This window comes from Paenibacillus sp. FSL W8-0439, assembly GCF_038008995.1.
Classification (GTDB): domain Bacteria; phylum Bacillota; class Bacilli; order Paenibacillales; family Paenibacillaceae; genus Paenibacillus; species Paenibacillus polymyxa.
The window spans coordinates 2,855,126-2,875,892 of record NZ_JBBPAK010000001.1 but is presented as its reverse complement, the minus strand read 5'-3'; the positions used below and the strand labels follow the sequence as shown (position 1 = coordinate 2,875,892).

Genomic DNA, 20,767 nt, shown 5'->3' with positions numbered 1-20,767 from the left:
TTTACAATGGCAAATGGTAGTAAAGTATACTTCATTCTCTTAGTGGACTTGCCTACTCTTAAAGAGAGGTGAGGATACATTGTCCATGTTCGAAGTTGGTAAAAGAATTAGGCAACACCGTAAGGCAGCTCGTTTAACTCAAGAACAAATGGGCGAACTACTTTCTATTGATCCCTCTTATCTTGGCAGAATTGAGCGTGGAGAAATCAACACCACACTGGATATGATATTTAGAATTGCAGAGGCATTAAAAATATCACCATACGAACTTTTTATATCTACAAATAATGTCGGTATCTCCGAGAAATATGAATTGATCGAGAAGATTGATACAATGCTCTTAAATTTACATACTGATGATTTAAAGACTATCTATAGAATCATGAAAGACACGGTGAGTCTAATAAAAAAATGACGCAATCATATGATTGCGTCATTTTTTAGTTGCGCACAAAAGGTAGTAACAATTTGAAATGAAATAAGATAATTATTGAGATTTATAAGAATCAGTAAAGATTGTCAATAGCTACCTGCATAGGGTGAAATGATTCTTCCAGCTTTGATTTTCTTTTTTCTTTCACTGTTGGAAATGGGCAGCTTAAAATATTGTCATTCAACCATTCATGTTTGTTATCCCAAAATACAACAAATGGCTCATTGTTTTTTTGTGGAAATAGTACCGCAAGAAAGTGTCCTTCAAATGCTATTCGCTCTTCTGTGAATTTCTTTATCGATGGGTTTGGGTTTCTTAGGAACGAAATAAACAATTGTTTTCCAATATGCCAAATCAAGTGAGATATAAGCCATTTGTAATGAGAATGAAATTGAGGTTTCTCTATAGGGAAAGCTCTAATGCACGCATCAAGAATACTTAATAATGGATCGGGACTAATGACTACAGAAAGGTCCGATATTCTTGCGCGATTTTGAAGATTTAATGGTTGGCTATCAACATCATAAAAGTGCTTAAATGATAGAAGTTCTTGCTTCCAATTGACATAAGCCTCCGCATAGGGACAGATCGGGGTTTCTTCTCGATCTATATATCGCGAAACACGTACATATCTTCGTATACATGTTTTATGATGTTTTAGTATGGTTCTTTTTAAGTGATTGGACATAGCATTGAGAATGTTACTTTTTATCTTAACAAACTCCTTTATAAGAGGCTTATTCCCATAACTATCGGCAAATGAAATACTATAATCTATAGGACTCCATTGCTCGAAAGAATAACCCTTAAAAGAATTTTCTGGAAATGGATGTTTGAAAAATTGAATGTTTGATGAACTCTGTACACTTGAATAAAACTTATCGAGCTTAACAGGAGACTTCTGCTTTTGTGAAACATTTAATAAGAATGTGAGAATTTGTGGAGTTTTGGACATTTTGCTGAGTGGATAAATATATACCCTTTCCAGTTCATTTTTTTCTTGTTCACCTAAACTCAACCAGTTTAATACTTGAGAGTTCTTAATATCATCTATAGAGTATTTTCACCAAAGACTAGATAAGGGAGAATTGGAATCAATTTTTTTAAAAGTAAAGCCGCAATAACAAAGATAAGGATGTTCAAAATATGAATCTGAAAGTTCATATGGAATTTCTCTCTTACATGATGGGCAATGGTTTATTAAAGGTGAGTTATGAAAGGGACAAAGATTAATAAATTCGACTTGGTGTAGCAAGCTGTGAAATCCGTCTTTTATGCAATGCATGCAAATTGAAAGGTTCTTTTCAAGAAAATGATACTCAGAAGTCTCACTTCCTTTCTCATAGTCTTCTCCTCCTCTAAGGAATTCTACAAGGCTGTTAAGTACCGTTTCATTGTATTTTAAAAGTTTAAAGCCTAGACGTTGATCGAAGAGTAATTCATCAAAAGCGCTTAATTTATATAAATCATGATTTTTATGGCCGATAATCGTTTTTTTGTTCAAAGTTTCTGCGTTCCCAAATAATTTAAATATATCTTTTCTTTTTGCTAAATTTGTGTACTTTAGTTTTTCGAAAATCGACCATGGAGATTCAAAATCACTGATCCATCTTGTATTCCATGTGAGTGTACCGTCAGGTATAGATAGATAATCTTGTAACACTGGAATCAAGTTCAATCTCTCCTCATATAAGATCATTCTATAATTCATTTAAAATATATCCAGATTCCTTTAATCCATCTAACCAGTGAACTTGTGAAAGGTTTGATACATTCCTACCATTAACGCCATATTTTTTGAATACGTATTCAACAGTTAATGTGAGATACTGCATAGGAATCTCCAAAGGTTTTGTTATTCCCTTAACCTTACGTGCATTCTCAATAGTTAAGAATAGCTCCTCCGTACATTGTTCAAGGCGGAACCCTTGTTCATAAGCATTTGGGAAGTAGTATCGCGTGTAAGACCAACCACTTTGATCAGGGTATTCTGACAGTGAGTCGTATCCATTAAGACAAGTTTGAAGTTCATCTTTTGATTTAATTCCAGAAAATTTGTACTCATACACCATAAATCTCCCAACGATCTGTCCCTGTTTTGCATTAATAAATGCAGATCTAACATGCTTTAATTCTTCCTGCCCAACAAGAATAGCTGTCATACTAATGCCACAATCTATTAAATAGTTGTAAATATCCATAAGTATATTATATTGGAGTGGCACTAAGCGCTGCGCGTCATCAATAAAAAGTACAATTCGATTGCTACTTGAATGTTCTGCTTTTTCTTGAAGAAATTTATATAACCGATCACTTTTTATTGTTTTTCGACCTGAATAAGGTAAGGCATGACCTAACTGCTAAAAAATTTCTTCATAATAAGTATTTTCATTTATTCTTGTATTTTGCTCACATTTTAACTTAAGGATGGTTATATCTTCGCCAAAATCAATAGGCAACTCTTTTTCCAAATATCTGATCGCTGTTGTTTTGCCTAGCCGAGGGCGCCCATAAGCGATTCCTCCAGGTGCTCGATTCTCTACCCATTGTTTGATGTTGGTATACATTCTCCTAACCTCTCTGGTACCTATGAAATATCTCCCCGTCTCAATAGGATGGGTTTTGGGCGGGATTAATGGTCGTTGACAAGTGTTCATCTTTTTATCACCTCTATATTTTTAGAAGTTATAAGTACGAAATGGACGGCTATCATCTTCGTCATTTGAATCAGATGTTTCCAAACTAAACCAGCTTGGATTGTTTTCGCTAATTTCTTGATTTTCATTTTCTACAATATCTTGATGTTCTGTTTCAATGGATTGAAGTTCTCTCTCTAATTGCGCGAGTTTATTTCTCATACTCTTTGCTGTTTTGGCCTTTGAAGCTAAATAATCATAATATATTTGGAATGGATCTTGATAAGAATTGAAAAATATTTTTCGGTCTGTTTTTAGTTTATTTATTGCTTTTCTAGTACGAAGTGAATGTGGAGTAACCCCCCAAGTTCCATATGCCGTTAGGAAACCGAATTCACTACCATCTGGCAAGAATGCTCTAATTGTTCGTATATCCTCCATATTTACAATCAAAGTTAATTCGCTCCCAATTAAATGAGCACTATTAGATAAAACATCATTACGATAAATGACTCCTTCAAAGTGAATAAAAGGGCGCTTACCTTTCTTAACATTTCCAGCGACTGTTCTTTTCGTCTGGAGAGAGAAAAAAGCTGCCTCTTTCCTTTGTGTTGGATCTAAAACTCTCGGCTCCATCCCCTTTTCGATTCTTTGTCTCATTAACTTTAAAGGCGTAAAATTCCGAATCCCACTATGCGGAATTCCGTTATAGTCTGAAATAAGAATATGCGTTAATTCCTCCAGATCATTTAACGAAATATCATACTTTTTGGCTTGTTCTTCTGGATTCCTTCTTATAGGATCAGAAGGATTCTACCAGTTGTGCTTAATAATTTTCTGTATCCATTCCTTCCAGTGTCCGAAATAATCGTTCAATAATCCCTCTTAATTCAGGTGCACTAACTGGTCCATAATTAACAGTACATCCAACAATTTGTTGTAATCTGTCCTTTACTAGATTTGCTAGGTTGGCGCGACCATTGTCCATACTGAATTCATCCCAGAGTGCCCATTCTGCTTGAGGTATTTCAGCAGATGGTAGCCCACCACTTTCGTGATAAGAAATGCCCGGTATAGTAAAAGTGATTTTTTTATATGGAACTATTGAATTACGAATGCATTGAAGTACATCATTAAGATTGTATACATTGTCTATAACAATGGGATTCTGTCCATTGGCCATGCTACCATTAATATTTAAAACGTGCGAAGCTCTTCATTTTTCTTGGACGGTTTATCCCCCATATACCACGTACCTTGACCGATCCGAGGCAAAGACATCCCATCAGAAAGGTTTACCACGCGCCCACCCCCTTATTTTTTAATTTGATTTTTCCCGCAGAGCCCCGTCCTATTCTCCATAACGAATATATTGGGTGGTGTTTTTGCAGTGGTCTCCCCTACATTCTAACTCAACTTTCGCAGCATGAAACAAGGCTTGATGTAACTGGTCAAAGTGGCAATCCATTGCTGGAGTTGACGCCGACTAAGAACTGAAATCTTCTTATCGGCTTTTAGGGCTACTTGGTTGATCAAATCCGCAGCTGTTGTAGGGCAACGACCCAATCGTGCGTACCGACTTCGTTGCACAACAAATAAAACAATCTGTCATAGGAACGCGCATCCGTGCTTTTCCGATGATGCCACGCCAGCAGTATGTATAGGGAAAACACAATCGTCGTGTGGCTGGTCAGTAAATTGCAGGACGGACTGAAGTCAGAACCTCTATTAATTAATTGTTTACATAGGTCATATCATCAACTCTTCGTCTATCGGATGTTCCCATAGTCCCAGTTTACCCTTCGCTGGAATATAGGGCTTCAGCAGACGGAAACCCGCTATTTCCCACGCAAAATAACCTGGACTGTAATCGCCTAACAGGAAGTCCTCACCCGTCACAACCTTCCCGCAATCCAGAATGGCTGACGTATGATTAGCGTCGATAACTTGATAACAATTTGTAAGCTCGCAAGTAGCAAGGATAACCCCCGTAGGAAGGCTTTGTTCCGTATAGCCATTCTTGGCGAGTAAAGAACGTATGAGTTCATATTTGCAGGCCTGCTTATCGACTTTCTGGCTTGCATGAATAGCCAACGGTCCGCGGTACCGGGTCTTCCAGGATCTGGTTTCATATAGAGTCTCGCCTTGGACAAGCAGAGTCGCCCATGGTTGAATCATGGATAATACTTTCATTCCTCTACGCTCCATTACTGTCATAATGAATTACTATTCCCCAAACATTCTCGAGACTTTCCATTCCCGCATAAAAAGGACGCATTCCCTCCGTTAGCAATAGACCTTTGAGAACAACCTCTTTTTAGCACTCTCGATTAAGCCTGAATTTCGTTTGCGATTTGACGCAGACCCTCTTCGAGTGACGTGGTCGGACCTCCGTCCAAGCAGCTTCTGAAGATCATTGCTCTCGATTTCCAATGCGCCATCGCGGATTGCACTCTGAATTCCAACCAGTCGGAACGATCGGTTCAGGTATAACTACGCTGCTCATTATTCAGGCATAAGTTTCGCCATCCGCTTGTTGAACGGGAACTTCCTCCAAGACACTTCCGAAAGGTGTTACACGCCTTTGAATGGATTGCATTATAAATTTATCTTTCATCTAACGTCACTCCTCTCGTTAAGCCCGATTATTTCTTCCAACGTTTGCACAGACGCGGCTCAATTCATGCGAGTCCCTTCTCATTCAAAGCACTTAAATTCAACTAAGAACGGATGATTTTCCAATCAAATGCCCATAATAAAGCTTAATGAAAAATCCATAAAGATAATGGTGATTACATGTGGAAATCTTCCGAAATAAATACCTATCCGTTAACCCTTGATGTTTTAAAAACGATGCTTGCCGGCATATCAGAAGCCAGTATCATTGAACGTTGCCCACCTTCCGGAAATCCAATTTGGATTATATATCTGGATACGCTGGTCGATGAGGCACGCATCAATGAATCCATCCTGAAGCCATTGCTTACTATAAATGACAGACCGGTTCCGGAGCGTATTCTAAACTGTAAATTCACAGAAATTCATACACTTAAAGATGCAGAACAGCAACTGATGCGGGCAGCGGTGATCGTACATGAGCCTGCGTTAAATCAATGGTGGACCACTCTTCTTCCGATTACACTGGGTCGTCCTGTAGGAAAATCAGAAACGGAAACTATTATTTACGGGCCGCAGGATAGTTTTACGGAGCAGATTGATCAGAATATAACTTTGATTCGCCGGCGGCTTCCTTTAAGTACATTGAAGTCGGAACAGTTCACAGCCGGTTCGCTTAGTTCTACTTCAGTCTCTCTGCTATACATTGAGGGTTTAACCAATACTAACCTTATCTCTAACACTAAAGAGAAGTTAGTTGCCTTGAACTATGATATATTTCTTGATTCTGGCCAAATCGGAGTTTTTATCGAAGATCACAGCAACAGCCTCTTTCCGCAGCTGCAGCAAACGGATCGACCCGATCAATGCGCTTATTCGCTGGCCATGGGCAAGGTCGTGATCCTGGTAGACAATTCTCCATTTGCTCTGATCGGACCTATAACATTTTTTCATCTTTTCCAATCGCCCGAAGACTATATCCACCGCTGGATAGTCGCTAGTTTTTTGCGTTTACTCCGGTTCTTCAGCTTTTTTCTGTCGCTGATACTAATTCCGGTATATGTTGCCTTAACGGCCCACCACTACCAGATGATCCCCCTGCCTCTCCTCTTTGTCCTGATTGAATCCCGAAGCAAGCTTCCATTCACCCCATTTTGGGAGGGTTTGATCATGCTCGTAATATTGGAAATTATTAAAGAGGCAAGTTTAAGAATGCCGAACAAAACGAGCCAAACTTTAGGTGTCGTAGGCGGTATCGTTATTGGACAGGCAGCGGTTGAAGCCGGTTTTGCCAGCAAAGTGCTGATCGTTCTTCTAGGTGTATCGGGGATCGCCTCTTTTCTGTCGCCGAATTACCAGATATCCAAAGCAAACACGGTCATCCAGCTGACTCTTCTCTGTTTAGCCGCTTATTTTGGCATCTTCGGAATCATATTAGGTTTAATCGCTCTGCTGGCGCATTTGAACGGATTAACTTCACTGAGAGAGCCGTATTTGGCCCCTCTGACTCCCCTTTATTTTAGGGACTGGAAAGATTTTATAATTAGGGTAAGCCTTCATTGGATGGAAACGCGACCTTCCTATTTGAAACCTTTGAAAAAATGGCGATACAGCCGCAGGAGACGATGACATGTCCGCATTCACGCTGTTCGGTAAAAAGGAAACGCTTGGAAACTTGTATGCCGGGCTGCTCATAAACAGACTTCAAATGCTTTATTATTTTCTCATCATGCCTATGTACCTGGCCCATTTCTATATGCTTTGGGTGATCCTGGGACTGGGACTTCTCTCTCAGCTGATGCTGTGGATGTTGTGCAAGTGGCTGACCTCTCCCTGGGCGACACGGGGACTTGAAGGCTTTAAGGAACTGTTTGGTCCCAAAACCGTTCGTCTGCTGGCTGCGGTCGGGCTGATTCCGCTGTTCCTCAAAACTTCTGTGATCGTACTGGGATATAGCGGGATTGTACATGAGTATATTTTCCCCGTGATGAATAGGACTGTTCCGTTGATCGCCATTCTATTGATGAGCTGTTACGTAGCCTCTCATGGAATGGAAAGGACTCTCCGTTTCATTGTGATTGCTTTTTTCGGTACCATATGGCTCACCCTCTGCTATCTTCCTTTTTATTTCCCGCCGGTCGCAGATTATAAACAACTGTATCCCTTGATACCGCTCCACCCGCCGCTGGACTCCTGGAGAGGTATTGTCATCTGCTGGTCGGCATTGTCGGGTCCGGAGTATCTTATCTTTTTAGTGCCATGGCTGAAGCCGGATCGAAAAACGATTAAACACCTGACCATCGCTAATCTATTCACTATACTTGAGTATTTGCTTCTTTTTGTTGCCACAGTCCTCTATTATGGACACGAGTATTTGAAAACGGCCGGGTATCCGGTAATCAATATGATCAGTTACCTGCAATCACCTATATTCGAACGGATTGAAATCCTTCTAATTTCTTTTTTTATGTTTAACGTCGTCTTTGCCGTCTCGCTGTTTCTGTTGATGTTCTATGGTGCCCTGCAGATCACGGCAGGCAAAACTCTCGAAAAAAACAGCCGGTTCGGATATTTAGCAAGCTGCTTCCTTATGGGCACCCTCCTTGTCATTGCAAACGAAAAGCTCTGGAAAGCCGATACACTCCAGAACCTTTGGCCCGGATTTTTTATGTACTCAGAAGCGGCTACCTTTCTTTTGGTTCCTATACTTTTGCTGATCGCAATGCGGCGGAAAGGAAATACATATATATGAAACTACGGAAAGCATCGCTTATCATCCTGACATTGTTATTAAGCTTGCCGCTAATGACGTCTTGTGCATCGCTTACCGAGAACAATACCATCGAAGAAATTGCCCCTGTGACCTTTCTTTCTCTCAGCGAAGGCAGCGAAGGTAAAATCAAAATCAGCACACTGGCACCTCCGCTTACCCATGATTCCAAAAAGCTGGTTACTAAAGAGGTGCATATGCTCGAAGAAGGCAGAAAGTATCTCAGCCTTAATTATTTCCGCGAATACAAGCTCGGGCAGCTGCGGATGCTCTTTATCAGCGAATCTCTTGCCCGCAAGGGAATTGCGTCAATAGTTACCTCTCTTTTATTGGACCCGGAAACAACACAGCGATTATATCTTGTTGTTGTCGACGGAAATTTCGATGAATATATCATGACTAATACTGAGAAACAGAAGGATTTGGAGTATTTTTTGTATCGTATGTTTAAACATTATGAAAACAAACAGCAGGGTACGATGACGGTCATCAATCTGCACCGCTTTTTGCAAAAATATCATAATCCTTTATCCGATCCGGTCCTACCCGTTTTTAAAGCAACTCCGGATGATTTTAAGTATGAAGGCACCGGCCTCTTCCAGAAGGATAAAATGGCGGGAAAACTTTCCCTCCGGCAAGACCACATCTTTCAGCTGCTGGATAATGTAAATTATATTAAACTTTTGCCCCTCCCTGAGTTTTCCATTCTTCTCGGCCAGGTTCGCTCAAAAGTAGACCTTCATTGGAACCGCGGCGACAGCATTTACGCGGTGAATGTCAATTTGTACGCCAGACTGGTGGAATATCAGGGAGATCGTTATTTAGGCGATACAAACAACCTGATGGAATTGCAAAGTGAAATTGAAAACTTTCTGAAGGAGCGTACAACGGAACTTCTTCAGCAAATGCAGAAGTGGGATGTAGACCCGTTATCTATGGGATATGTAGCACTTCATCCATTCTCAAAACCTATTTCCGGAGAAGAGTGGCAGAAAACAAAAAGAAGTCTAAATTATCAGGTGAAAGTTCACCTTACACTCAACCCGCTCCCGGCAATTCCTTCTTATCAATATCATCGTTAGTACTTGCTGTGTGTCAAAATCCCCTCTTTAGGTATGTATGAAAATTTAAGGCCAACTCATACAAAAAATGTTTAGCCCACAAGTGATAGGGCATCGTTCGGAATTTGAAGCAAATACCTGAATAGCCATGAGCTTTACGGGTATCCATAAAGTTAAATGGGTTTGATCGCCTATTGAGCGAAAAGCGCATTTTCCAAACCCGAACAGAGAATTCCACGTTAAAAACGGGGATTCAGGTTGTTGAGAAAGTCTCAACAGCTATTCTTATTTCTACGTAGTTTAACACGACATCGCGTTAATGTTGAAACAAATAGCGAAGCTTCACTGATGCTAAACAGCTCACGACGTTTTGGACTGCGTAATGCGACAGAACAATTGCTCATGGCTGCTAACCAAAAAGATCGCCTTCCATCTGGAAAGGAAAGCGAAGGATGCCTGACTGGCGTTTATTTCACCCGAAAGAACGGATTAAAACCAAGAGAAACCCATGTCTTTTCATCAGACATGGGGTTTCTCAACAATCTGAAAGCATATCCCATTAAGGGGTGTGCATTTTTGTCTTGCTTGGCGGCGTCCTACAACTCCCAGGACCTTGCGTTCCAAGTACCATCGGCCCTGGAGGGCTTAACGGTCGTGTTCGGGATGGGTACGTGTGGAACCCCTCCGCTATCGCCACCAAACATGAATTCACATCGTGAATTCTACCTTCAAGGTGTTACACCCTGAAAACTGGATCCTAAACCAATTCTTGATTACATCTCTTTCTCGAATATTCCCTTTGTCGAACTCTTTCTAAGGATTTCTCAATGCTCTTCAAGTCCATATTAAATTTTGACAAAAAACTGCACCTCCGATCTGTTAGATGGTGTCCAACAATTGGGGTGCAGTTCACACACTACTCAGCTGCTTTCTTAATTGTATTGAGTTAACGTCTACGCGTTGTTCAATCAAAGAGCGACTGTCGACGTCGATGACATCATATCGGGAATGTTATCAAGTTCTCGTCATCTAACTTATCCAATAGGAGTACCGTTAGGTATTTCAGTATCCGGTTTTAATAGAATAACATCTCCTTTTTCCGGGACTCCTCCCAAAACTAATACCTCCGATTTGAATCCAGCAATGCGCCGAGGAGGAAAATTAACGATTCCTATAATTTGCTTTCCTACAACTTCATCAACCTTGTAACGCTTAGTTATTTGTGCACTTGAGGATTTCAAGCCGATCTCCGTTCCAAAATCAATCTTAAGTTTTATCGCAAGGATCTTTGCTTCTTCAAAAAACTCCGCTTCCTTAATCGTTCCGACACGGATATCTAGTGCTTCAAAATCATCGATCGTTGCCAATCTTTTACCTCCCCCTCTAAAGTCTTTAGCCGCTCTCAAAAATATCTCTCACGCTTTCCCGACAGAACTTAATGAATTCCGCTCGGTGTTGTATTTTACTGCGCTGGTCGAAACGGCTTCAGGAGTCGAATCCCTTCCTCAATGGATCCCTCCATCAATTCCAAGAGCTGGGGTACCAGTTTCTGCATCCGGGGGGCGTTCAGGTGCCGATCGAGAGCATCCTGGTCTTCCCAGCGTTCGTAGATGATGAATGTCCCAGGCTTGCCTTCTACCTCGTGAGCCTCGTAGTCAATGTTGCCCAGGTCGTTGCGCGACGGGGTGACAGCAGCCGTCATGAATGCCTTCATCTCAGCTTCTCTTCCTGCCTTAGCTCTCGCCTCCCAAAGTACAGTAACGTAACGGTTCTTTGTATCGTTCATGCTAATTCCTCCTAATTTATATACTTCGTAATTTTGCTTTAGCATTTTCTCAAATGGAATTGCCTATTTATGCATGAAATTCTGGTGTATCAATGGCTTAGCATAATGCTGTTATAAGCAACCAAAAAAACGATTAAAGCCCTGGCCCGCAAGAACATCTTGACGAGCCACATCTAAACGACGTATTTGGTATTCACTCAAAGCATTTATTATCGAATTCGGATACTTTTTAATCGCGTCCATGATGGCAACCGTATCATCAAGTGAGTCATTAAAGCCTGCGCCCGACATTGGCGACATGGTATGAGCTGCGTCTCCAATCATGGCTATTCTTCTTTTTGACAATATATTAAGGATGTATTCATTAACAGGTGCCCCAATTAAACTGCGATCCTTGATCGCGATTTGCAAAATGGCATCATCTTCTTTGCTCCAATGGGCTTGGCTGGTTTGTGATAGTTCTTCCAGCAGCGAAACCAGAAGCTTCACCGTATAAGGAATGCTGGGTAGTCCCATCCTTTAACACACCTAATTCAGACAGCAATTGATTATGCGAATGATCAAACCAGCAAAAATCTATCCATCGCTGGCCAGGATTGGTTCTCCCTCTATCCCTGGCATCATCGCAGTAGTCAATGTACCGGCAGCACTATCATTGAAATAAGCGTTCGAAAGCTGACGTTTTTTCCAGTCTTTCTTCTGCAGCAATTTTTTCTCCACTTTCCCTACCCAAACCAAATAGCCAGCATAATCTGCAAATGGTTTGTCAGGGCTTAAATAACGGCGGACAATACTGCGATATCCATCTGCGCCAATCAAAAAGTCTCCTTTAAACGTCTGCTCCTTTTCACTAGTAGCCCAAGCAGAAGATTCATTTTGCCCAATACTAACAATTGGTGTATGGTGCTGAAGGGTAATACCAGGTTCCTTAGCGATCGCATTGAGCAAACGTTCTTGAATGGCTGACCAGGCTTCAACATTGTTGTTACTATTGGATGCCAAATTACTTAGTTCTCGTTCAATTTCACTATTAGAATAAGGCTTTGTGTGTAGGCGAATAAAAGCACCATTCCTTAATGATGAATCTGCACGTTCAAGAATAGTCACTGCATAACCAGAACGGGATAACGCAAGTCCCATCATTAGTCCACCTAAAGATCCACCAACAATAATGGCATGTTCAAACTGTTGTTGTAACAACATTTCATACTCCCATTACTGCAGCTTCATCTGGCTGCGGAGCATCCGGTCGAGGAGTTTATCCGGGAGAATACGAACCAGTCGGGTCAGCAGTGCCGAATCGCGGCCGGCCGTATAGCGGGTGCGCGGCTTACTTTCGTGGATGGCTCGTGAAACCACTTCTGCCACTTTCTTAGGAGGGATACCGTCCGTTGCCCATGATTCAGCCTGAGCCTTCACGGCGTCAAAAAGACGATCATGGCGTCTGTGCTGATCGGGTGTCATCAACTTGGACAGTCGATCGGCTGTCGTAACCCCTTTCTCCGACAGGCTGGTGCTGACACCGCCCGGAGTAATCATGATGACCTTGAGTCCGAACGAGGACATCTCTCTGCGGAGACTGTCATTGATCGCTTCCATCGCGTACTTTGCAGCCGAATAAATTCCGAAACCGGGCATTGAGATTTTGCCGCCAACGGATCCGATATTGACTACGCGTCCGCCGCTGTTCAGCAAGGCCGGAGTAAGCGCCTGAATAACTGCGACCTGCCCGATCACGCTGACTTCGATCTGACGGCGAAATTCATCCAGCGGAACCATCTCAAGAGGTGCATTAACGGCAATGCCGGCATTGTTGACCACGGCGCGCAAAGGGCGACCAAGCGGATCTTGCTCCACTCGTTCGGCCAGCGCCCTTAGTGTGTCGATAGCGGTAACATCGAGAATCACCGGTTCGATATTTTTTTGTTTGATTTTGTCGGCATCTTCTTGACGGCGAACCCCAGCTAAAACGTGAAATCCGTCAGCGGCGAGCTTCTCCGCGGTAGCCCTGCCGATTCCACTTGAAGTACCTGTGACGACAACCATTTCTTGAGTGTTATATGGCATTGTAAACCTCCTGCGTTTGATAAGATATGGATCGCTGTATAGCACTGTTATACGGTTATTATAGCATCGCTATACAGAACTGTCTATAGCGGTGCTATACATTTTTGCATAGTGTTATCCTCTCGCGACCTGAACATCATTTTTGGCGGGCGCAACGTGATGTACTTCGACGCTCACGAAATACCGTGCCGTGAGGAATAAGCTCATCAAAACCCTCTGAAAATGAAAAAGATCGCCATCCTGCTTGGATAGGCGATCTCTCTTATGTGCCACTATTGTGCCACTATTTGTGGTGCTTCATCTCTTTACCATGAAACAAGACAAAGCCCCAATGGGGCTTTGTCCGGAGTCTCCAGGTTCTGTCATCGATCCCTCATTTTGAACCGGCGTCCGGCCTTACATCAAAATGATCTGCATTACGCTTTCCCGAATGAGATCAACGACGTCGGGCTGGGGGGGAGGTGCCTTGCGAATTTGGGCCGTCACATACAGCCATGAGGCCGTGTTGGCGGAAGCCCAGACCAGATCTGCCGCAGCTTCGGCTGAAACAGCCAGTTTTCCTTCGGCGGCGACTCTTTGAACATTTTGCACCAGTGCTTCGTACGACTGATCTGCCGCCTCGATATGGGCACCCTCGAGCAGCCGCCCCATCATCGCCGCATAAATCCGTGGACGGGCTGCCGCAAAGCGCACATAGTCATCCCATCCCTGACGAAGCGCCATTTCTGGAATAGGGGACTCCACTGCAGCAATTTTGCTTTCAAATAACTGTTTGAAAGCTTCCACTATAGCTGCACTCAGGAGTCCATCGGCATTACCGAAATGGTGGTAGAGTGTAGGAGCCGTAACCTGTGCGATCGAAGTGACAGCTCGCGTCGAAAATTGGGCTCCGCCCTCTTCTTCGAGTACCTTAAGAGCAGCTGCTAATATTTTGTCATATGTGTTCATACCTCTATTATATCAGTGCTATATAGGTATGTCCATGACGAGGGTTGCACTCGTGTGACCATGTCATCCCGTTTGAGATCACAACATCGTGAAACACTGCCTCTTTAGTTTTATTGAGCTATCGTTCCCCTTAATTCAGTAGACAGCCGTTCGGAAGCCTTTAAATTCCTCAAAATAATAAAAAATAAAATGCATGATCTACGCAATAGAGTCAATTTGAACAATGGGTTCTATTTATCAAAAGGTAGGTGCAGGTAATTCATCAATTTTCAAACGTAGTAAACTATACGTTTTTTTTCGCAGGTCTTTTCCATAATGAAATCTTGCCTGTCTATGTAATTGGTTCACAATTACATATAAGTATTGATCCGGACCAATAGAAAAAGTATCTGGCCATAAAATTCTGGGATCATGGGCGATGGTTTCCATGATTCCATTCGGCAATATCTTTCGAATACTATCGTTTTCATAATCTCCAGCATAAACGTTTCCTTTTGCGTCCGTGATCATCCCATCAGATGCCCCCTTCTCTCCCCAATACTGCACAAGATCACTTAACTTGAAATCCGGTATCGTTCTGTCTCTTAACGATTCTGTTGAGATTGAGTATAGCTGGCGACTGGTTAATGGACAATAGAATAACATTTTTCCATCAGGGGAAATGGCTATACCATCAGAGGCCAATCGAAAGGGAGATGTCGAACCATCCGCGTTTCGATTCATCAAAATTTTGCCTTCCACTTTCGGTACAAAATACGGATCGGGTGAGGTTGAGCTGGCTCCATGCAACCGTCTATACGCATTTCCGTTTTCTAAATTTACGACGATAATAGCGCCTGGACCATTGGAAGAAGAATCCGTTATATATGCGTAACCTGCTTTACCTACACGAAAGTCAAATCGGACATCATTCAAATACGTTGTCGGCAAGACTACATCATCTGCAAATGTATATACTTTTCTTATTGTATTTGTTTCTAAATCTACCGCGACTAATTTTGCCCCTCCTTTAATTGGCTCAGAAAAATTTGGTGCAGCCGTATCCAGTACCCACAGGGTTCCCCTTCCATCTGCAACAACACTTTGGACACTGATGAAGGACATAGCGATATTCAATGGGTTGATCAAATTCGTTTCTAAATTAGGATAAGGCTGCAACTGACCCTCAACAATTTCCGCTACCGTAAATCTAACGTCATCTCCCCATTTCGGAAAGCAGATGAAGATACGCCCGGTTTCTGACACACTAACGCCTGTAGGCATAGCCCCATAAAATGAATAAACGAGTTCAAACTTACCGAAATATTCTTCCATAGATAACATAGTTTTTTTTGATATCCTCCCCACCATAATTGAACGGATATTACCTATAATATGTTTAAAGCTTTTTCTAATGCCTAGCTCTTAATGATTCTTTTTCTAACCAAAACATAGACGCAGAGTAGAGTAACCCTCTGCTGGTTGTTGCGCCTCAATTTTATGATACCGACCAGTTTGTAGCTGGTTAGTCATCAACATCCGTGCAGGTAAGTGGCATCATGCGACACATTGGCGATGTGGATTTCACTTTGCTGCCTGTAATACTAGTCTTTTGAATGAGTGTGCGGTGCTCAAATACGGAGATGAGCTAATTTTTGTCGATATAATTTCTAAAATGAAGATAGGCTAACTTCAGGAAGAGATCAAAACCGGCATATTGTATAAATGGGGATTCACTGCTTAATAATAACGAATTTAATTAAGTTTTTTGAAAATGTCCAAGACATCTCAAAAAACAAAAGGCTTCGGCTCAAGCCGAAGCCTTTTGACGGTGACTCTCCGTTGTCTTTGGCAAGTAGTTCGTCTGAAAGTCTAACTGAGCCAAGAGCATTTTATTGTTGGTCCGGCAGACGTAATGCGGTTGCTGAAGTTTGCGCTTGATCTAAGAATTCCTCTGCCTGAGTTAATTGCCGCCGGGCCGTCTCCAAAGCTTGTGAATTTGTTGCCGCGTTAGGTTTACTTATCGAGTTCATCGCCTGATTTAAAGCCGTTTGCACCTCAGAAACCGCGTTAGAAGCATGTTGCTCCAGCGTATTGCCGCTCGAGTTAAGTGCACTTTCTGCCGGTTTTCTTGCACCTTCAGTGGCTAGATCAATTTTGTTTCCATTAGGCAAGGTGTGTCCTCCTCCCTTAAGCAAAGATCATTAATTGAAACAGTAATAAGTATGCAGTTGATATTTTGTTTGTATTCCTGCAACTAAATAGGAGTATATGGAGTACACAATTCCAGCAATCAATTTTAGTATAAGATGCGATGCGTTGGGAAATCTAACTCTGGTGAAAAAAGGAGGTGAGAATTTGTCAATGAATACTCCAGCGTTAGCGCCGCACGAATCGATGGAACTGCATGAAGCGTTAAATTTTAAAACGCTCTGCCTCGCTAAGTCAAAACTTATGCAGGGCTTGGTCTTTGACCAAGAGTTAAAAGCGTTAATGCAGAAAGACGTAATTCAATCCACACAACAGATCGCTGAGCTGCAAGCAATCTATGCAAGAGCTCCTTTCCAAGCGCCTGTTCCGAATAGCCCGACACCTATAACACATTAAAGGGGAACGCAAATGAATACCGATTATTTAGACCCGATTAATTCATTAAACATGCCGGAAATGGCAGACATGACTTTTGCAATGGACTTCCTTCTTCGTGCCAAGGAGGGGGTGCGAAATTTGTCCATCGCCCTGACGGAAACGGCTTCTCCAGATGTAAGAGCCCTGCTGCGCAATCATCTTAAGCAGGGGATTGCAATGCACCAAGAAGTCTCAGAGCTCATGATTCGCAAAAAATGGTTTCATCCTTACGAACTGAACGAACAGTACCAACTCGACCAGCTTTCGGCGAAAAATACGGTGATGATCGGGCAGATGAATTTGTTCCCGGATGATACGTCGCGTAAAGGGATGTTTGATCGGACCCCAGATGAACATATTGGAGGACATAAAGCATGAAGGCGGTAACGTATCAAGGGATTAAAAATGTCGTGGTCAAAGAGGTGCCTGATCCGAAGATTAAGAAACCGGACGATATGATCGTAAAGATTACCAGTACCGCCATTTGCGGTTCTGACCTTCACCTTATTCACGGGATGATCCCTAACCTTCAAGAGAACTATGTCATCGGGCATGAACCGATGGGGATCGTAGAAGAAGTAGGCCCTGGTGTGACAAATGTAAAGAAAGGGGACCGAGTGATCATCCCGTTCAACATCGCATGCGGAGAATGCTTTTTTTGCAAAAATCAGCTAGAAAGCCAATGTGACAAGTCAAACGAACACGGGGACATGGGCGCTTATTTTGGCTATTCTGGAACGACCGGCGGATACCCTGGCGGGCAAGCCGAGTATTTACGAGTTCCGTTTGCAAATTTTACACACTTCAAGATTCCTGAAAACTGCGAACAACCGGACGAAAAGCTAAGCTTGATTGCCGATGCCATGACGACGGCGTTTTGGAGCGTAGATAACGCCGGCGTAAAGAATGGAGATACGGTCATCGTGCTCGGCTGCGGTCCGGTCGGACTTCTGGCCCAGAAATTCTGCTGGCTGAAAGAAGCAAAGCGGGTCATAGCCGTCGACTATGTCGATTACCGCTTACAGCATGCGAAGCGAACGAACCATGTGGAAATCGTAAACTTCGAACAGGATAAGAATATCGGCAACACTCTCAAGGAAATGACCAAAGGCGGTGCCGATGTCGTGATTGATGCAGTGGGGATGGACGGCAAGATGAGCGACCTCGAATTTCTAGCCAGTGGTTTGAAGCTTCAAGGTGGCACCATGAGCGCATTTATCATTGCGTCTCAGGCTGTCCGCAAAGGCGGAACCATCCAAGTCACTGGGGTATACGGCGGACGTTATAACGGATTCCCACTCGGCGACATCATGCAGCGCAACGTTAATATTCGTTCCGGACAAGCTCCGGTCATTCACTACATGCCGTATATGTACGAGTTGGTTACTTCGGGCAAAGTGGACCCTGGAGACATTGTTACGCACGTCATTCCGCTCAGCGAGGCTAAGCGCGGCTATGAAGTGTTCGATACGAAAACGGACAATTGCATCAAAGTTGTCTTAAAGCCTTGAATATGGATAGATACATGGGAGGACAATCCGAATGAATTCCAATTATGCTTTGCATGAGATGCTGGAGGTTCATGAAATAGCTGCGTTTAAGACCGTTTGCAACACTAAATCCAAAACCATGCAAGCTCTCGTGACAGACCCGGAGCTCATGCAAATTTTGCAGCAAGACGTGCAATTATCACAGCAGCAACTTCAGGAGCTCGATGGAGTGTTGTCTAAAATGACCCTATAGGAGATAAAAACATGAACACAATATTAGAACACATCACAGGGCTTCATACACTGACCGACGAAGTCATCGCAATGGATTTTTTGATAAACACCAAGAGCGAAGTCAGAAACTACGCCATGGCCGTGACCGAATGTGCCACCCCCGAAATCAAGCAAATTTTGATGAAACAGCTCGACGAAGCCATAGACTCCCATGAAAAGATAACAATCTACATGATGGAGCGGGGGCTATACCATCCTTACCATTTTACAGAGCAAATTCAACTCGATCTGAAAAACATTCAGACCGCTATGAACATTCCGTCATGACACCGTATTTCGTCCCGGCAAAACGCGCAAAACCACAATGGTTCAGGCGCGTTTTTGTTTGATTAGACTTCAGAGAACAAGATGTTCCCAGTGTCAAGAATCCAACAATACAATAAGGGCGGATACGCTCCGCACTTATTGCGGCTAGTGTCAAACTCACTTGAACAAACGTTTCTTCGTTTGTTTTGCTTCTGATGGTTATCGCGACGCACTTTATGAATCCCCGCTCTCACGGTTACCCTTTTCTCTATAAGTATTCTTATGCCAATTTTTTCAGATAACGTCTGTTTTCTGATTTTAGTAAATACTCAATCCCCGCTCATACAGTTTTTGAATATTTTCCTCTAAAGAAGAATTGAGTTTTGATTGACGTGCCACATCCTTAATCATCTAATTCGAGAAAATAACTTAAGGAAGCATTCAGTTTTACTCTATTAATTTTAAGCCAGCTAAGAGTCAACTACACTATCTTTATAATTCCTTAAAAAGAAAAAACGAACTTCCTCCCTGATAGGAACAGTTTTTCTATCTATTTGAGTAATACTGACCAGTTAGGGTCTTTTTATCGTTTATCCACCACTCCCCTTTCAAGGGTAAGCTCCTCTGGAATCCTGATCTAGCTTTGTAATCCGGAATTCATAAGGCTGTTTTGCTTTACGATCTCCCATACGGATATATCCCTCTCTCCAATGATCAGTAAATACACTCTGAGATTGTCCTATTATTTCTCCATGTTTCCCCTCGAATTAAATTATTAGTTTACAAGTTTTATAAACAACAAACGTACCGTCAAGGACTTGAACTTCCTTTCTCACGGTAGTTATATTAATTCTAAGATGGTAAGCATAATGCTCTCATTTTTTCGTTACCGTCAGATTCTGTTGCACGTTCCAATATACCCGTCAAAAACTCCCAAGATTGTTAGACCCTTTTTTATTATTCAATCCTTTTTGATTCTTTAGTACTACTTTGTTGAAAACACATTATTCTTAATCAATTTCTATTTTTCAGTTAATTGTATTGTTGGAAGGTATATCATCAATAATTATGTTTATTGGTTTTCTGTTTTTAAGATGTTGAGAAGTCAGCATGTGAATTAATCGTATTGAATCGTTCAGACCATCTATCTTACCTTTTTCATATTCAGTCATGTTTTCCTTTTCTAACCTGTTTACTGAAAGTGTAAGGGCCTAAATAATTTCTTTTTTGTGTTCCATACCACCCCTCCTAACAAACAATTGTATTTCCTAATAATTAAAGTTAGCAGCCACCAAAAATCGGTGAGTTACTATAGCTTACATTTAGTCCATTTTTTTAAAATCATCTAATGTCTCAAGTATATTGGTTATAAAACTTTCAATTAATTTTACTTCTTTAACACTTCGTTTCGAAAGCTCTGTACTAATTCGATCCAGCGATTCTATAATTTCTTTTAGGTTAGCATCTTTATTATCATACTCCCGAAAAAGCTCTGATGGTGAGATATGTAAAGCATTCATTAGTTTTTGAAGTGTATCTAGTGAAATGTTCCTCTCTCCCTTCTCAATTCCACCGATATATGATTGAGGTAAGTCCACTTGTTCTCCTAAAACTGCCTGGGTCAAACCTTTCGCTTTTCGTAAAGACTTAATTCGTTCTCCAACATAAGTATTTATTTTTATCATGCAATTTCACCTCTCATACTAAGAGTAGGTGTACAATAGCATGAATTAAATATACTCAAACTATATATTACCACTTTTAATTATATGCTTTAAGATATATATTAAAAAATAAATTTTTATTTAGGAGG

General features: G+C 41.9%; 25 protein-coding genes, 1 rRNA gene and 1 pseudogene. 9 read left to right on the top strand and 18 right to left on the bottom strand.

Going from position 1 to position 20,767, the window contains the following annotated elements; translation table 11 throughout:
- Positions 1-85: 85 nt before the first annotated feature.
- Positions 86-415 (top strand): helix-turn-helix domain-containing protein, encoded by a 330-nt coding sequence (locus tag MKX36_RS12145; RefSeq protein WP_103042446.1) that lies wholly within the window; start codon positions 86-88, stop codon positions 413-415.
- A 91-nt stretch (positions 416-506) separates the two neighbouring features.
- Here the strand turns inward: MKX36_RS12145 and MKX36_RS12140 are convergent, their stop codons facing one another.
- The 8 genes and pseudogenes from MKX36_RS12140 to MKX36_RS12110 form a co-directional block, all read right to left on the bottom strand.
- A complete protein-coding gene (locus tag MKX36_RS12140) occupies positions 507-1,451 on the bottom strand; it encodes a hypothetical protein (RefSeq protein ID WP_290409913.1) in 945 nt (314 codons plus the stop codon).
- Positions 1,452-1,496: 45 nt separating this feature from the next.
- On the bottom strand, positions 1,497-2,105 hold the full coding sequence (locus MKX36_RS12135) for a hypothetical protein (protein ID WP_340864759.1): 609 nt from the start codon (positions 2,103-2,105) through the stop codon (positions 1,497-1,499).
- 28 nt (positions 2,106-2,133) lie between these two features.
- Positions 2,134-2,754, bottom strand: a complete 621-nt coding sequence (locus tag MKX36_RS12130; RefSeq protein ID WP_340866098.1) for an ATP-binding protein — start codon at positions 2,752-2,754, stop codon at positions 2,134-2,136.
- A 39-nt stretch (positions 2,755-2,793) separates the two neighbouring features.
- The gene (locus MKX36_RS12125) at positions 2,794-3,000 is read right to left on the bottom strand and encodes a hypothetical protein (RefSeq protein WP_290409910.1); all 207 of its coding nucleotides are present in this window, start codon (positions 2,998-3,000) and stop codon (positions 2,794-2,796) included.
- Between the two features lie 111 nt (positions 3,001-3,111).
- Positions 3,112-3,705: a hypothetical protein gene (locus tag MKX36_RS12120; RefSeq protein WP_290409909.1), complete on the bottom strand. Its 594-nt coding sequence runs from the start codon at positions 3,703-3,705 to the stop codon at positions 3,112-3,114.
- Between the two features lie 190 nt (positions 3,706-3,895).
- A complete protein-coding gene (locus tag MKX36_RS12115; RefSeq protein WP_340864758.1) occupies positions 3,896-4,252 on the bottom strand; it encodes a hypothetical protein in 357 nt (118 codons plus the stop codon).
- Between the two features lie 229 nt (positions 4,253-4,481).
- Positions 4,482-4,775: pseudogene (locus tag MKX36_RS25400) on the bottom strand (IS4 family transposase); the annotation flags it as partial.
- 43 nt (positions 4,776-4,818) lie between these two features.
- On the bottom strand, positions 4,819-5,262 hold the full coding sequence (locus MKX36_RS12110; RefSeq protein WP_340864757.1) for an ASCH domain-containing protein: 444 nt from the start codon (positions 5,260-5,262) through the stop codon (positions 4,819-4,821).
- Positions 5,263-5,865: 603 nt separating this feature from the next.
- Between MKX36_RS12110 and MKX36_RS12105 the strand changes: the two genes are divergently transcribed.
- From MKX36_RS12105 to MKX36_RS12095, 3 genes are read left to right on the top strand one after another with little or no spacing between them, the layout of a single operon-like run.
- Positions 5,866-7,314, top strand: coding sequence for a spore germination protein (locus tag MKX36_RS12105; RefSeq protein WP_290409901.1), 1,449 nt, complete (start codon positions 5,866-5,868; stop codon positions 7,312-7,314).
- 1 nt (position 7,315) lies between these two features.
- Complete coding sequence (locus MKX36_RS12100) at positions 7,316-8,437, top strand: GerAB/ArcD/ProY family transporter (protein ID WP_340864756.1); 1,122 nt, start codon at positions 7,316-7,318, stop codon at positions 8,435-8,437.
- Entirely contained in the window at positions 8,434-9,537 is a 1,104-nt protein-coding gene (locus tag MKX36_RS12095; RefSeq protein WP_340864755.1) for a Ger(x)C family spore germination protein, read from the top strand. The genes MKX36_RS12100 and MKX36_RS12095 overlap by 4 nt, the downstream gene beginning before the upstream one ends.
- 562 nt (positions 9,538-10,099) lie before the next feature.
- On the opposite strand, the gene rrf is transcribed toward MKX36_RS12095, so the two are convergent.
- The 9 genes from rrf to MKX36_RS12050 form a co-directional block, all read right to left on the bottom strand.
- Positions 10,100-10,217: ribosomal RNA gene (gene rrf / locus MKX36_RS12090) — 5S ribosomal RNA — on the bottom strand.
- Positions 10,218-10,550: 333 nt separating this feature from the next.
- On the bottom strand, positions 10,551-10,883 hold the full coding sequence (gene csaA / locus MKX36_RS12085) for a chaperone CsaA (RefSeq protein WP_290409898.1): 333 nt from the start codon (positions 10,881-10,883) through the stop codon (positions 10,551-10,553).
- A 95-nt stretch (positions 10,884-10,978) separates the two neighbouring features.
- Positions 10,979-11,302, bottom strand: coding sequence for a putative quinol monooxygenase (locus MKX36_RS12080; protein ID WP_044785947.1), 324 nt, complete (start codon positions 11,300-11,302; stop codon positions 10,979-10,981).
- A gap of 111 nt (positions 11,303-11,413) precedes the next feature.
- The gene (locus MKX36_RS12075; RefSeq protein ID WP_340864754.1) at positions 11,414-11,818 is read right to left on the bottom strand and encodes an FAD-dependent oxidoreductase; all 405 of its coding nucleotides are present in this window, start codon (positions 11,816-11,818) and stop codon (positions 11,414-11,416) included.
- 60 nt (positions 11,819-11,878) lie between these two features.
- Positions 11,879-12,505, bottom strand: a complete 627-nt coding sequence (locus MKX36_RS12070; protein WP_340864753.1) for an FAD-dependent monooxygenase — start codon at positions 12,503-12,505, stop codon at positions 11,879-11,881.
- Between the two features lie 12 nt (positions 12,506-12,517).
- Complete coding sequence (locus MKX36_RS12065; RefSeq protein ID WP_044785942.1) at positions 12,518-13,369, bottom strand: SDR family NAD(P)-dependent oxidoreductase; 852 nt, start codon at positions 13,367-13,369, stop codon at positions 12,518-12,520.
- A 396-nt stretch (positions 13,370-13,765) separates the two neighbouring features.
- A complete protein-coding gene (locus tag MKX36_RS12060; protein WP_340864752.1) occupies positions 13,766-14,317 on the bottom strand; it encodes a TetR/AcrR family transcriptional regulator in 552 nt (183 codons plus the stop codon).
- A gap of 237 nt (positions 14,318-14,554) precedes the next feature.
- A complete protein-coding gene (locus MKX36_RS12055) occupies positions 14,555-15,640 on the bottom strand; it encodes an L-dopachrome tautomerase-related protein (protein ID WP_340864751.1) in 1,086 nt (361 codons plus the stop codon).
- Between the two features lie 548 nt (positions 15,641-16,188).
- Complete coding sequence (locus tag MKX36_RS12050) at positions 16,189-16,470, bottom strand: hypothetical protein (protein WP_340864750.1); 282 nt, start codon at positions 16,468-16,470, stop codon at positions 16,189-16,191.
- A gap of 190 nt (positions 16,471-16,660) precedes the next feature.
- Between MKX36_RS12050 and MKX36_RS12045 the strand changes: the two genes are divergently transcribed.
- Genes MKX36_RS12045 through MKX36_RS12025 form a run of 5 tightly spaced genes read left to right on the top strand, consistent with a single transcriptional unit; the run spans position 16,661 to position 18,975 of the window.
- Positions 16,661-16,903: a hypothetical protein gene (locus MKX36_RS12045; protein WP_063211977.1), complete on the top strand. Its 243-nt coding sequence runs from the start codon at positions 16,661-16,663 to the stop codon at positions 16,901-16,903.
- A 12-nt stretch (positions 16,904-16,915) separates the two neighbouring features.
- Positions 16,916-17,302, top strand: coding sequence for a spore coat protein (locus MKX36_RS12040; protein ID WP_102998069.1), 387 nt, complete (start codon positions 16,916-16,918; stop codon positions 17,300-17,302).
- Positions 17,299-18,435: a zinc-dependent alcohol dehydrogenase gene (locus MKX36_RS12035; RefSeq protein WP_340864749.1), complete on the top strand. Its 1,137-nt coding sequence runs from the start codon at positions 17,299-17,301 to the stop codon at positions 18,433-18,435. The genes MKX36_RS12040 and MKX36_RS12035 overlap by 4 nt, the downstream gene beginning before the upstream one ends.
- 31 nt (positions 18,436-18,466) lie before the next feature.
- Positions 18,467-18,667 (top strand): hypothetical protein, encoded by a 201-nt coding sequence (locus MKX36_RS12030; RefSeq protein WP_064797162.1) that lies wholly within the window; start codon positions 18,467-18,469, stop codon positions 18,665-18,667.
- 11 nt (positions 18,668-18,678) lie between these two features.
- Positions 18,679-18,975 carry a spore coat protein gene (locus MKX36_RS12025; RefSeq protein ID WP_340864748.1) on the top strand — a complete coding sequence of 99 codons (297 nt, stop codon included), beginning with the start codon at positions 18,679-18,681 and terminating at the stop codon, positions 18,973-18,975.
- Between the two features lie 1,301 nt (positions 18,976-20,276).
- On the opposite strand, the gene MKX36_RS12020 is transcribed toward MKX36_RS12025, so the two are convergent.
- The gene (locus MKX36_RS12020) at positions 20,277-20,639 is read right to left on the bottom strand and encodes a helix-turn-helix domain-containing protein (protein WP_340864747.1); all 363 of its coding nucleotides are present in this window, start codon (positions 20,637-20,639) and stop codon (positions 20,277-20,279) included.
- Positions 20,640-20,767 lie beyond the last annotated feature (128 nt).

Bases quoted from the DNA above. Each gene is read 5' to 3' on its own strand.
- MKX36_RS12040 (WP_102998069.1), top strand. From the start codon at position 16,916: ATGAATACCGATTATTTAGACCCGATTAATTCATTAAACATGCCGGAA.
- MKX36_RS12055 (WP_340864751.1), bottom strand. From the start codon at position 15,640: ATGTTATCTATGGAAGAATATTTCGGTAAGTTTGAACTCGTTTATTCA.
- MKX36_RS12035 (WP_340864749.1), top strand. From the start codon at position 17,299: ATGAAGGCGGTAACGTATCAAGGGATTAAAAATGTCGTGGTCAAAGAG.
- MKX36_RS12045 (WP_063211977.1), top strand. From the start codon at position 16,661: ATGAATACTCCAGCGTTAGCGCCGCACGAATCGATGGAACTGCATGAA.
- MKX36_RS12075 (WP_340864754.1), bottom strand. From the start codon at position 11,818: ATGGGACTACCCAGCATTCCTTATACGGTGAAGCTTCTGGTTTCGCTG.
- MKX36_RS12125 (WP_290409910.1), bottom strand. From the start codon at position 3,000: ATGTATACCAACATCAAACAATGGGTAGAGAATCGAGCACCTGGAGGA.
- MKX36_RS12080 (WP_044785947.1), bottom strand. From the start codon at position 11,302: ATGAACGATACAAAGAACCGTTACGTTACTGTACTTTGGGAGGCGAGA.
- MKX36_RS12065 (WP_044785942.1), bottom strand. From the start codon at position 13,369: ATGCCATATAACACTCAAGAAATGGTTGTCGTCACAGGTACTTCAAGT.
- MKX36_RS12110 (WP_340864757.1), bottom strand. From the start codon at position 5,262: ATGAAAGTATTATCCATGATTCAACCATGGGCGACTCTGCTTGTCCAA.
- MKX36_RS12060 (WP_340864752.1), bottom strand. From the start codon at position 14,317: ATGAACACATATGACAAAATATTAGCAGCTGCTCTTAAGGTACTCGAA.
- MKX36_RS12095 (WP_340864755.1), top strand. From the start codon at position 8,434: ATGAAACTACGGAAAGCATCGCTTATCATCCTGACATTGTTATTAAGC.
- MKX36_RS12025 (WP_340864748.1), top strand. From the start codon at position 18,679: ATGAACACAATATTAGAACACATCACAGGGCTTCATACACTGACCGAC.
- MKX36_RS12020 (WP_340864747.1), bottom strand. From the start codon at position 20,639: ATGATAAAAATAAATACTTATGTTGGAGAACGAATTAAGTCTTTACGA.
- MKX36_RS12105 (WP_290409901.1), top strand. From the start codon at position 5,866: ATGTGGAAATCTTCCGAAATAAATACCTATCCGTTAACCCTTGATGTT.
- MKX36_RS12100 (WP_340864756.1), top strand. From the start codon at position 7,316: ATGTCCGCATTCACGCTGTTCGGTAAAAAGGAAACGCTTGGAAACTTG.
- MKX36_RS12070 (WP_340864753.1), bottom strand. From the start codon at position 12,505: ATGTTGTTACAACAACAGTTTGAACATGCCATTATTGTTGGTGGATCT.
- MKX36_RS12145 (WP_103042446.1), top strand. From the start codon at position 86: ATGTTCGAAGTTGGTAAAAGAATTAGGCAACACCGTAAGGCAGCTCGT.
- MKX36_RS12120 (WP_290409909.1), bottom strand. From the start codon at position 3,705: ATGGAGCCGAGAGTTTTAGATCCAACACAAAGGAAAGAGGCAGCTTTT.
- MKX36_RS12115 (WP_340864758.1), bottom strand. From the start codon at position 4,252: ATGGCCAATGGACAGAATCCCATTGTTATAGACAATGTATACAATCTT.
- MKX36_RS12030 (WP_064797162.1), top strand. From the start codon at position 18,467: ATGAATTCCAATTATGCTTTGCATGAGATGCTGGAGGTTCATGAAATA.